Annotated in this window: 12 protein-coding genes; 9 read left to right on the forward strand and 3 right to left on the reverse strand. The window is 49.8% G+C overall.

Features of this window, described 5'->3' with window-relative positions; genetic code table 11:
• Nucleotides 1-237: 237 nt before the first annotated feature.
• Nucleotides 238-1,599: a DJ-1/PfpI family protein gene (locus AC3G2T_RS25225; protein ID WP_474679191.1), complete on the forward strand. Its 1,362-nt coding sequence runs from the start codon at nt 238-240 to the stop codon at nt 1,597-1,599.
• Here the strand turns inward: AC3G2T_RS25225 and AC3G2T_RS25230 are convergent.
• From AC3G2T_RS25230 to AC3G2T_RS25240, 3 genes are all read right to left on the reverse strand, one after another.
• On the reverse strand, nt 1,551-1,973 hold the full coding sequence (locus AC3G2T_RS25230) for a hypothetical protein (RefSeq protein WP_488437309.1): 423 nt from the start codon (nt 1,971-1,973) through the stop codon (nt 1,551-1,553). The genes AC3G2T_RS25225 and AC3G2T_RS25230 overlap by 49 nt on opposite strands.
• Before the next feature lie 221 nt (nt 1,974-2,194).
• Nucleotides 2,195-2,389: a tautomerase family protein gene (locus AC3G2T_RS25235; protein ID WP_474679190.1), complete on the reverse strand. Its 195-nt coding sequence runs from the start codon at nt 2,387-2,389 to the stop codon at nt 2,195-2,197.
• Between the two features lie 18 nt (nt 2,390-2,407).
• On the reverse strand, nt 2,408-2,656 hold the full coding sequence (locus AC3G2T_RS25240) for a hypothetical protein (RefSeq protein WP_488437310.1): 249 nt from the start codon (nt 2,654-2,656) through the stop codon (nt 2,408-2,410).
• A 228-nt stretch (nt 2,657-2,884) separates the two neighbouring features.
• On the opposite strand from AC3G2T_RS25240, the gene AC3G2T_RS25245 reads away from it, so the two are divergent.
• The 8 genes from AC3G2T_RS25245 (at nt 2,885) to AC3G2T_RS25280 (ending at nt 11,018) form a co-directional block, all read left to right on the forward strand.
• Nucleotides 2,885-3,502 carry a DNA-3-methyladenine glycosylase family protein gene (locus AC3G2T_RS25245; RefSeq protein ID WP_488437311.1) on the forward strand — a complete coding sequence of 206 codons (618 nt, stop codon included), beginning with the start codon at nt 2,885-2,887 and terminating at the stop codon, nt 3,500-3,502.
• Nucleotides 3,503-3,535: 33 nt separating this feature from the next.
• Nucleotides 3,536-4,219 (forward strand): DNA alkylation repair protein, encoded by a 684-nt coding sequence (locus AC3G2T_RS25250; protein WP_488437312.1) that lies wholly within the window; start codon nt 3,536-3,538, stop codon nt 4,217-4,219.
• Nucleotides 4,220-4,331: 112 nt separating this feature from the next.
• Nucleotides 4,332-5,009, forward strand: coding sequence for a response regulator transcription factor (locus tag AC3G2T_RS25255; RefSeq protein ID WP_488437313.1), 678 nt, complete (start codon nt 4,332-4,334; stop codon nt 5,007-5,009).
• On the forward strand, nt 5,006-6,373 hold the full coding sequence (locus AC3G2T_RS25260; protein WP_488437314.1) for a HAMP domain-containing sensor histidine kinase: 1,368 nt from the start codon (nt 5,006-5,008) through the stop codon (nt 6,371-6,373). Before AC3G2T_RS25255 ends, AC3G2T_RS25260 begins: the two co-directional genes overlap by 4 nt.
• Nucleotides 6,374-6,463: 90 nt before the next feature.
• Nucleotides 6,464-8,170: a S41 family peptidase gene (locus tag AC3G2T_RS25265; RefSeq protein WP_488437315.1), complete on the forward strand. Its 1,707-nt coding sequence runs from the start codon at nt 6,464-6,466 to the stop codon at nt 8,168-8,170.
• A 217-nt stretch (nt 8,171-8,387) separates the two neighbouring features.
• Nucleotides 8,388-9,623, forward strand: coding sequence for a glycosyltransferase family 4 protein (locus AC3G2T_RS25270; RefSeq protein ID WP_488437316.1), 1,236 nt, complete (start codon nt 8,388-8,390; stop codon nt 9,621-9,623).
• The gene (locus tag AC3G2T_RS25275) at nt 9,620-10,864 is read left to right on the forward strand and encodes a glycosyltransferase family 4 protein (protein ID WP_488437317.1); all 1,245 of its coding nucleotides are present in this window, start codon (nt 9,620-9,622) and stop codon (nt 10,862-10,864) included. Before AC3G2T_RS25270 ends, AC3G2T_RS25275 begins: the two co-directional genes overlap by 4 nt.
• Nucleotides 10,854-11,018: a hypothetical protein gene (locus tag AC3G2T_RS25280; protein WP_474679182.1), complete on the forward strand. Its 165-nt coding sequence runs from the start codon at nt 10,854-10,856 to the stop codon at nt 11,016-11,018. Before AC3G2T_RS25275 ends, AC3G2T_RS25280 begins: the two co-directional genes overlap by 11 nt.
• The last annotated feature ends 450 nt before the right edge of the window (nt 11,019-11,468 follow it).

An 11,468-nucleotide genomic window follows, 5' to 3' on the forward strand; every position in this document is an offset into this window, starting at 1 on the left:
TTCAGAAAAGGGCCGGTCAGTTATGATAATAAAAGAAGCATTTGGCCGCAGTAGATGCAGTCATTATTCATTTGGCATGCACAAAAGTAACTCCGTCGGATAGAATGCTAGACCTTAGTCCGGGAAAAATACAGTCTTCGGGTCAGTTTATTAATTGGTCTTCTCCCTATACACTTGAATTAAGGAGGTAAATAGTAATTAATAAGCAACTAGAAAAAACCAAGGGAGAGAAAGTAATTGAAAAAAGTATGGCGTTTCATCGTGTATGTGTGTGTTTTTGTTTTGGTTGTGGGAGGAATGGGGGCGATCGGTTCCATGAGCACGATGCAGGAGGCGATGTCGGTTTACGATAAGCCGGTTCCTGCTTCTTTACAAAGCATCCAGGCTCCAGCCTATGATTCGAAAAAGCCGACCGTAGCCGTTATTTTGGCGAATGAAGTGACCGAGGTGTTCGATTTTCTCGTTCCATACGAAATGTTCTCCATGACGGACTCGTACAATGTGTTTGCGGCGGCTCCCGACAAAAACATCAAATCGTTGACCGGCGGTGTTGATGTTGTACCGCATTACACTTTCGACGAGTTGGACAAACTGACGGGCAAAGGTCCGGATGTGATCGTGATCCCATTCATGCCGATTATGGATGAGGCGAAATACAAGCCTGTCCGCGATTGGATCAGGAAGCACTCAGGCAAGGAAACGACCTTGCTATCGATCTGCAACGGGGCGGAAAATTTGGCGGATACCGGCCTGCTGAACGGGAAGTCTGCGGCAACGCATTGGGGAGAAATCGCCAGATTGGAAAAAACATATCCCGAGGTGACTTGGAAAAGGGATCAGCGTTACGTGCCTGACGGCAACATAGTCTCTTCGGCAGGTCTGACTTCGGGAACCGATGCCACGCTGTACGTCATATCCAAGCAAATGGGAGAGCCGGCGGCGGCAAAAGTGGCGAAGGCAATGAATTATCCTTCCTACGATTTTGTTCAGCATCCGCAAATGGAGCCTTTCACGGTCGGATTGAGCGATATCGTCTATGTTATGAACAACGCGTTTCAGTGGAGCAAGAAAAAGAACGGGGTTCTGCTGTATGATGGTGCCGACGAGCTGGCGTTGTCCTCGGCTTTTGACACGTATGGGGCTTCCGGCACGACGACGACATTGACGATATCAAGCAAACGCGAGCCGGTAGTAACCCGGCACGGTCTGAATCTGGTCGCCCGCTATCAAATAGCGGATGCTCCGAAGCTCGACAAAATGATTTTTGTCGGGGCTGACGTTAAGACGCGCGCTGCGGACGATATCCGAAGCTGGAACGAGCACGGCGGCAAAGCCGAGCAGCTTTATCTGCACAGCGATGCGCCGCAGCGGTTCGCGATGGAGCCTGCGTTTGAAGACTTGGCGAAGCAGGAAGATGTCCGGACGGCGAAATTCGCCGCCAAGCGGCTTGAGTACCGCGCCACAAGCCACCTTAAGCTTGAGGGAGCGCCATTTTCGTACGAAGCGTTCGGCATACCGATCGGTGTCGGCTTGTTGTCTCTGATCGTCGTTTATTTGGCGGACAGACGATTCGTAAGGAAAAAGGCCGTTCCCGCATAAAACGGGAAGCCAAAGAAGCATCGCAGACAGAGGGTCTGGATGCTTCTTTTTCGTTGTTCCGGGAGGAGCAGCCGGGAAGGGGCCGGGGAGGCGCTGCGGCCTGCAAAGCGGCTTGGCAGCGTGAAAGCCTCCCACGCGCCAGAGCCGCTGATCGCACCGCGCAGCCCCCGGCGCGCGAGTTTCGCAGCCTGCCGGCGGTCGGTCGACTGCGTGCAGAAAACCTGCAAAAGTGCAGTTTTTGCTCGCTGGATGCGCTGCTCACGGGAAATTCCTGCAATTGTGCAGGCTTTTCGCCGTGAACCTGCGCTCAGCGCCATTTTCACCGAAAATTCCTGCACAATCGCAGGCTTTTCGCCAAAACGAGCTGCTTTCATGGAAAAAGCCTGCACTTTCGCAGGTTTTTCTCCCTGTCAAGCGGTCTTGCCCTCCCTTCAGCCCCCCAACAGTAGAGGGGCGGGTTGGGGAAGAGCGGCTGTGCCCCCTCTGGTTTCTGATTTTCGCAAATTTTCTACGTGCATTTGCCGGCGACTGGCGTCTGAGAACGAGCAGCCGTTAACCCATGCTTCCGGCTCCTCTCCGAGAGTTGCACAGCAAGTTACCGCTTTTTGAAATCATCGGTAAGCACGCCGGCAAAGCCCCAGTTTTCATCCTCAATTTCTTGAATGACGATATGCGTATGTTCAGGTTTTTTGCCGAGCACGCGGACGAGCGTATCGGTAAATTCTTTCACAATCTGCGCTTTCTGGTCGCGGGTGGCGCCTTTTGTAATTTGCAGGTTGATATAAGGCAATGTGATTCATCTCCCTATCTATTTTTTTGCTTTGAAGAGTACTCCATCCTGAACGGTTGGATTACTAGCCATTTTAGGCCAAAGAGATCCGATTGTAAACATCGTCCAAGCGTAGCGGCTCTTGCTCCTTGTTCTGCTCGTGCCGAGCAGTGGGTGAAACCGGCGTAATCCGCCTTCGGAAAAGCCGAAGACGATGATCGTGGAAATTTTCGGCTTCGTCGGCGAATACGCGTCCCGGTGGGATATGGTGTTCGCTGGAACGGCCATTTCGATCGTCCCCGTGCTTGTTGCGCCGCCGGGGCGACAAAGGGCTGACCGTTCCCCGGACCGCAGCAGGCAGAACCTCCGTGTTTCATCGTTTCGCGCGATGAGCCGGAGGTTTTGTGCGCTGCGCTTCATTTTGCTATCTTGCGATTATATTCGATTTTTCTTACTTTTCGAGTCTGTTCAAGTATACTATTGTTAATGCATTGAATACGTAGTGGAGGAAAACGCTTGCAAACCGTTCAAACAAAGTTTTTTGACTATGGGCAGGAAGAGATCGATTATCTGAAAAGCGTGGACGAGACGCTCGGGGCCGCGATGGCACGGATGGGAAAGGTGGAGCGCGTTATCATTCCCGATCTGTTTGCGGCGCTCATTCATGCCATTGTCGGCCAGCTGATTTCGGCCAAGTCCGCGCAAACGATTTGGGAGCGCATGCAGGTTCAGTTCGGGGATATTTCTCCGCCCAATTTGGCCAGGCAGTCTGCCGACGATATTCAAAAATGCGGGATGACGATGAAAAAGGCGGTTTGCATCCGGCATATCGCGGAAATGGTCGACCAAGGCTTGTTTCAACTGGATGAGCTGTACGATTTGTCCGATGCGGAAGTCATCGAAAAGCTGACGACGCTTCAAGGAATCGGCAAATGGTCAGCGGAAATGATGCTGATCAATTCCATGGAGCGCCCGGATGTCGTCAGTTGGGGCGATATCGCCATACGCCGCGGGATGATGAAATTGTACGGCCTCAGCACGATTACGAAAAAGCAGTTTGACCAATACTGCCGCACATATTCACCGCTGGGCTCGGTCGCGTCCATTTATTTGTGGGCTATTTCATTTGAGTAATGCGGCAAACATCAAGCGTAAGGAGCAGTATAGGTGGAAAAAACGTTGAAAGCGCAATTGCTGGAGCTGGCGGACGAGGGCTATCAAAAATTTTCCGCAGCGCTGATCCCGAATATCAACAATGTGTTGGGCGTCCGGCTGCCGGAGCTGCGCAAGCTGGCCAAGTCGATCGCCAAGGGCGATTGGCGCGCTTATCTTGCACATGCCGAAAGCGAATATTTTGAAGAAGTCATGCTGCAGGGCATGGTCATCGGATATGCACAAGCAGACGCGCCGGAAATACTGCGCCATATCGCCGATTTTGTGCCCAAAATCGATAATTGGTCGGTATGCGACAGCTTTTGCACAGGATTAAAATTTACCAAAGCGAATATGGAGCCGGTGTGGAACTTTTTGCAGCCCTACCTGTCGTCCGACCAAGAGTATGAAATACGTTTCGGCGTAGTCATGCTGCTTGATTTTTACGTGGAAGCAAACTACGTGGACCGGGTATTGCACATATTGGACGGCATCAGGCATGAAGGATACTACGTCAAAATGGCGGTTGCCTGGGCGGTATCAATTTGCTATGTGAAGTTCCCCGAGCCAACCATGGCGTATTTGGCGAACAATTCGCTGGACGATTTCACCTTCAACAAATCGCTGCAAAAAATTACCGAATCCTTCCGGGTGGACCAGGATACAAAAGCATGGATCCGCAGCATGAGGCGGAAATAATGGGTGGCATTACTATTGCTTTTTGGAAAGGAGTCCTAACCCTTGTTCGTCGAATAAGATAGAAATCGCTGGGATCTGTCGGCGATATACGAATTCAAAGGGGCGCAGTAAGATGGCCAAAATACTTGTCGCAGATGACGATGCGCATATTCGCAAGCTCATGGCGCTGTATTTGAAGAACGAAGGGTTTGAAATTGTCGAGGCGGCTGACGGTGTCGAGGCGCTTGCCGTTATGGAAAACTCGGCAGTCGATGTCGTTATCCTCGACATTATGATGCCCCATATGGACGGGTGGGAGCTGTGCAGGGAGATCCGCAGCCAGTATCCGGACATTCCGCTTCTGATGGTAACGGCGAAAGGTGAATCGGGACAGAAAGTGAAAGGCTTTCAGTTGGGGACGGACGATTATGTAACCAAACCTTTCGATCCACTCGAGCTTGTGATGAGAGTCAGAGCACTGTTGAAACGGTACCGTATTGCTGCCTCCCAGATCATCCGGCTAGGCGAGATTGAGTTGAACCGGCTGGCTTTCAAAGTTTTCCGCGGTGACGAAGAACTGGTTATTCCGTTCAAAGAGTTCGAGCTGCTGTTTAAGCTGGCTAGCCATCCGGGGCAAATTTTTACAAGAGAACAGCTCATCGTACAAATTTGGGGGATGGATTATGAAGGTGATGACCGGACCATCGATGTTCACATCAAAAGAATAAGGGAACGTTTTGCCGGCGATGCGAATCATTTCCGCATTGAAACGGTCCGCAGCCTCGGATACCGGCTTGAGGTGAATAAATGACGAGATCTTTATACGTCCGCATCGTGCTCACGTTTGTGGCCGCAATGACAGTAGGCTTGCTCGTATCCGTTCTTGCCGGGCTTGCCCTTTTCGAGAAAAAAATAAATGCTATCGGACAGAACGATTTGATAGCTGCCGGCAAGGAGATCATTCGGGTCTACGAACAGACGAGTCCGGAAAATTTGGATCGGTTCCTGGAAAGTATGGTGGCGCTTACCTCCTATTCTGTACAACTATACACCGGTTCCGGCGATGTAAAATCATTTAAATATAGTCCTGACACGGACGATTTTGCGATTTCCCGGCAGTCCGTTCAACAAGTCCGGGAAGGAGGGATTTACCGATCGACCTCCGAAGATCATGAGACATTCGTCGGGCTGCCGTTTCCGATCAACGGTGAGCGTCAAGCACTATTTCTGAAACCTTCTTCCAAAAACGAAGCAACTATCATTCGCTTGTTTCTGACTATTTTATTGTTCGTCCTAGTGACGGGAAGCGTCTGCATTCTCATTGCCGCGATGTATGTCGTGAAGCCGATCAAACATTTGACCAAAGCGACCAGACGGCTTGCGAAGGGGGATTTCGAGGTGGAGCTGGGAACCCGGCGCAAGGACGAATTGGGAGAACTGGCGCAGAGCTTTAACGAGATGACGATTGGCCTCAGGCAGTTGGAGCAGATGCGGCAAGATTTTGTCTCGAATGTATCGCACGAAATTCAATCCCCGTTAACGTCCATATCCGGGTTTGCAAAAGCGCTAATGGACACCGATCTGATTGCCGAAGGCGAGCGCGTGCAGTATTTGGATATTATTTTGGCGGAGTGCGGGAGACTATCCAGGCTCAGCGACAATTTGCTCAAGCTCGCTTCTCTTGAATCGAATCACTATCCTTTGGAGCAAGACACATTTCATCTCGACGAGCAAATCAGGCAAGTAGTCGTGAGCTGCGAACCTTTATGGTCGGGAAAAAGCATTCGCATTGATCTGGACCTGCTCAGGGCCGTCAAAATAACGGCTGATCGCGATCAGCTTAATCAAGTGTGGATAAATTTGCTTGGCAACAGCATCAAATTTACGCCCGAAGGCGGGCGTATTCATATTCGGATAAACTCCCGCATGAACGGATATTCCGTGACGATAGCCGATTCCGGAATCGGGATTGCGCCGGAGCAGTTAGGCCGTGTTTTCGAGCGGTTTTACAAGACGGACCGGTCCCGGAACCGCAGCGAGGGCAGCGGTCTTGGGCTCGCCATCGCTAAAAAAATTGTTGATCTTCACCAAGGAAGCATTCATATAGAAAGCAAGGCAGGACAAGGCACGACAGTGGTCGTTCAACTGCCTGCCGCTCCGCCTGCCAACTCATAGATCCGTTCACGCTCCGTTCATATTTCTCCACTACTCTTCCGAATGTAATGCATGAAACATTAGGAGAAAGTGAATGGGAGGAGATTGGAAATGAGCATGATCGGCACGATGGATTCGATGAAATGGCTGACGGTATATGAACTGGTTTTGTGCGCCATTGCGCTATTCGTTTTGACGATGCACGCAGTACCTTTTAAGAAATACTACAAATGGATGGATTATTTTCCGAGTTTGGGCATGCTGGTATCCATTGCTAGCCTGCTGTCAGGAGACGCTACGCTGCTGGCTCTGGTCCTTTACTCGCTGGTGTTGATCCTTTTTTTGTGCACGCTCAGGAGACTGTTTCGGTCAGGCCGGCCTTGGGCCGCTCCGAAGAAGAAGTTGTTTCGGTTGTTCAGGCTCGCAGGCTGCACATGCGGGGCTGTACTCCTTGTATTCGCGATTATGTACGCAGGTGTATTGCGTTACAACCCGCCCGGCGATTTCAGCGGGATGAGCTACTCCGCAGCATTTCTGGCAATGAACGAGAGATTGTCGCAGGAATATCCGTTCGGAACATGGAAGCAAATCGATTGGAATGAGCGAAAAGACAAGTACGAACCTATATTCAAACAGGCCGAGAAAGACAAAAACATTGACTTGTACTACAAAACTTTGCGAGAGTATTTGTTTTCTATGCGGGATGGGCATATCAAAATTGTGAACGACAACGTATATGACGGCAACAAAGTGTTTAAAGACGAGGTGGGCGGCGGCTTTGGCCTAAGCACCGTTCAACTGGATGACGGCAAGGTGCTTGTCAGCTTTGTTCTGGAAGGCAGCCCGGCTTTCAAAAGCGGCATCAAGCTGGGGGCGGAAATTATCGCCTGGGACGGAAAATCCGGGAAAGAAGCTTTTGACCGGACTGTCTGGAGCGAGACCGGCATGGCAACGGATGAAGTGAAGAAGTTCAATCAAGGGCGGTTCATGGTCCGGGCTCCAATCGGCAAGGAAATACAAGTGGTGTTTCGAAATTGGGGAGAAGCGGGCTCCGTCAAAACGAGCCTGACCGCTTATGACGATCAATTCGAGACTTTAAAGAAGACAAAAGTAAAACTCACACAAGCAGATTTGGACGGCTCGCCCATCGAAGGCAAAATTCTCGACAATGGATATGGCTATGTGAAAATCAAGCATTTTCTTCCCAATTCAAACGTCGGTTCACCTGAAAAAAGCTTGGCTGATACATTGAAACTGTTTCAGGAGAAGGGCATTAAAGGCCTGATTATCGACCTTCGGAACAATCCGGGCGGAGATGATCAGCTTGCCGCCAATTTGGCCGGCTTTTTTGTCAACGAGGAGAAGCACTATGAATATGTCAGTTATTACAATAGATACACGGGAAAATTTGAGCTGAACCGCAATGAAGTTGTCAAAGTCAAGCCTATGGAGCCGTATTACAACGGAAACGTAGCCATATTGGTCAACAGCAGAACCGGAAGTTCGGGAGAAGGGATTCCGCTGGTTTTAAAAGGTTTGCCCCGCGTTAAGATCGTAGGGTTTACATCTACGGCCGGTTCTTTCGGACTGATGAGCCGCCCCATAGAAATAAAGATGCCGGAAGGATACGTGATCGAATTCCCTGATGGAAGGTCGCTTAATCAAGACGGGGTCATTCAAGGCGATGCTGACGCGACAGGGGTAGGGGGCGCAGTCCCCGACATCAAAATTCCCCTGAACGAAGAAACGTTCAAAGAAAGCGTAATGGACGGACAGGACGTCGAATTGAAATACGCGATAGAAAAAGGATATCGGTAAGCTTTTGGAGCGGAAGGTAGATTTTTTTATTTATCAGCCGCCTGCATGCAAAATAGGTAACTCGCTCAGGGAGATGGCACAGTCTCATATACTTTTTTTTCATACATTGTAGATGTAGTAGAAATAAATCCATATAAACGCATTTGCTTCGGAATATGGGCTAGTCGGCATATTTTTGTTAATCGCGTGTCATAGCTGCATGAAGGAGGGATAACTATTGCGCATACTTCTAACGACCAAATGGGGGATTCCGGACGTAGGCGGCGTATCGGCTCATATGCTGCAAATGCAAAAAGAATTGACATCAAGAGGGCACGAAGCAGATATTATGGGCTATTCGCTGGACGGCTCTGCATACCATTTTATCAACCGAAATCTGGCGCTCTCCATCCAAGAATTAACCCCTCTCTTATATGCAAAAAATCAGGCGATGTTCGCCGGCTTGCGGGATCCCCGGGTTATGTACGCCGAAGTCAGCCGCTATTGTATGGAACTTACCGCCGCTTATTTCGGATTGAACGAATACGATATCATCCATGCCCATGATGCTATTGCGGCTTTGGCGATCAGCCGGGTAAAGCCTTCGCATATTCCTCTGCTGGCCAGTATCCACGGAACGATTCCGAAAGAAGTGTACCTGCAAATGAAAAACGAAAACATTCACTTGACTGAAGATGAGTTTAAAGAATCGTTCATAGGCCGGTACTATTTGATTTTGGAACGAAGCGGCATCCAGGCGGCCGGCAAGGTGATCGTCTCGAATCAATGGATGAAAACAATGATCGTTCGGGAGCACGGCATTTCCCAGGATAAAATCATCATTTCCCATAACGGGATGGACATCGCTTCCTTTTTGCAAAAAGCCGATATGTATGATTCCGTATTGACACCTCTTCCCGGCAAAAAGATCATCCTCTGCACGGCCCGGTTGACTTTAATCAAAGGCATTCACCACCTCTTGCCGGCTCTTGCGCTGCTGAAGCAGGAACGGGATGATTGGGTATGCTGGATTGCCGGCGACGGCGATATGAAAAACGAACTGCTGCAGCAAAGCGCAGCGCTTGGGATCGAGCAGCATGTTGCGTTTTTAGGCCAACGCCAAGATGTGCCGTATTTGCTCAAGCAGGCGGATATTTTTGTACTGCCGAGCATTCAGGATAATCATCCTTTTTCCGTCATAGAAGCCCAAGCGGCCGGCAAAGCGGTGGTCGTGTCCGATTCCGGCGGCTTGCCGGAGATGGTGGATCACGGGCATACGGGGCTGGTTTTTCCTACGGGTCAAAGCGACATATTATTTCAGCATGTAAAACTCCTTTTGGAAAATGACTCCTATCGACACCGGTTGGGCCATAATGCGCAAAAGTGGGCCGCGGATAACTGGTCTATAGACAGCGCGATGAAACGAGTGGTATCGATTTATGAAAGTTTGATTAAAAAGGAGGGACATGCTTGAAAATATTGCTTGCCACATATTGGATCATTCCTCATTTAGGCGGCGTTTGGACCTTCATGCAGCAGCTGCAAAAACAGTTGGAATCCATGGGGCATGAAGTCGATATATTGGGCAGCACTCCTGACGCTACAGGGTTTCATCTCAATCATCACGCAGTGATATCGAAGCAGGAGTTTCTCCCCTTGCTGCATGAAAAGCTGAAGCAGCCCTTGTTTGCGTACTATTTTGCGAATCAGCAAATTTTGAGTGCCGAAGCGGACCGCCTTGGCATGGAACTTGCAGCAGCGTATTTCGGACTGGACAAGTATGATCTCATCCATGCTCAGGATATTATTTCCGCCCGGGCGATCGGCCGGGTCAAGCCGCCGCATATTCCGCTGATCGCCAATATTCATGGAGCCGTTTCACGAGAATTGTTTCTCGTTTCACAAACGGCCAATCCTGCTTTAACGGAAGAAAATTTTCAAAAAACGCAGGTTGGACAATATTATTTGGCTCTTGAACGGGAAGGCCCGATGTCGGGCGATATGATCATTACGTCGAATCACTGGCTTAAAAACATATATGTCAACACGCTCGCTATTCCCGAACAAAAAATAACCGTGTGCCCGACAGGCATAGATATCCCGGCTTTTCTGCAAAAAGTGGATACTTATGACGCTCCGCTTTCCCCGCCGCCAGGCAAAAAAGCGATTCTTTGCACGGCGCGTCTTACTTTAGTCAAGGGCATTCATCATCTGTTGTCGGCTCTGGTCCGGCTCAAGCAGGTGCGCGATGACTGGGTATGCTGGATTGCCGGAGAAGGCGAGGTGGCGGCGCAATTGAAGCAGCAGTGCATTCATTTTGGCATAGAGCACGACGTTTTGTTTTTGGGATATCGCCATGATGTGCCGTATTTGCTGAAACAGGCGGATATTTTCGTTATGCCGAGCATTCAGGATAACCAGCCTTTTTCCGTTATCGAGGCCCAAGCGGTCGGAAAGCCTGTAGTCGTGTCCGACGCTGCCGGACTGCCGGAAATGGTGCTGCACGGACAAACAGGGCTTGTTTTTCCGTCCGGCCAAATCGAGGTTTTATTTGAACAGCTGAGGCTTCTCCTTGAAAACGACGACTTTCGAAAGCATTTAGGCATGACTGCGCAAATATGGGCTTCGAACTATTGGTCTGTAGACGCCATGATGGGCAGAATTATGAAAATATACGGAAACGTAACGAAGGAGGCGAAACCGCATGGTTCCTAGCGACATGTATATCTCCTTTTTTTATGATATGACGCCAACCCCGCATATATGGGTGAATGAATACGTTTGGAACAAAATCAAAGAGGCCGTCCCGGAAGGGTACAAAATTCCCGACTTGGCGATCATTAATTTCCTCCTCGCCAATAATGGCTGATGCGCTGCTGTCAGGGTGACTTCCCTGACGGCTTTTTTGTTGTGCCGGCGCAGCCGGCGGGAAAAGCCTGCGAAACCCCCATGACGCCATAGACGTCACCCCTAGGAACCTTCCGCTCGCCAGAGGCGGTCGCATCATTTGCCCTGGTGCGCGAAGAAAGCCTGCGAAAGTGCAGGCTTTTGCTCGGGTGAGACGCTGGCCACGGAATATTCCTGCAATTGTGCAGGCTTTTCAGCGCGAACATGGGTTTACATTCAATTTCATCGAAAATTCCTGCACAATCGCAGGCTTTTCACCAAAATGAACTGTTTTTGCGAAAAAAACCCACTGGCTTTGCAAACAAAACCCTAACTGTGGGATGAAATCCATATAAAGGTATTCGTGATGAGATGGCACGCATGTAGTTGAGTGTCGTTTGGTTGCAATTTACTATAATTCGATATATATATA

It is taken from the genome of Paenibacillus sp. sgz302191 (assembly GCF_057749925.1).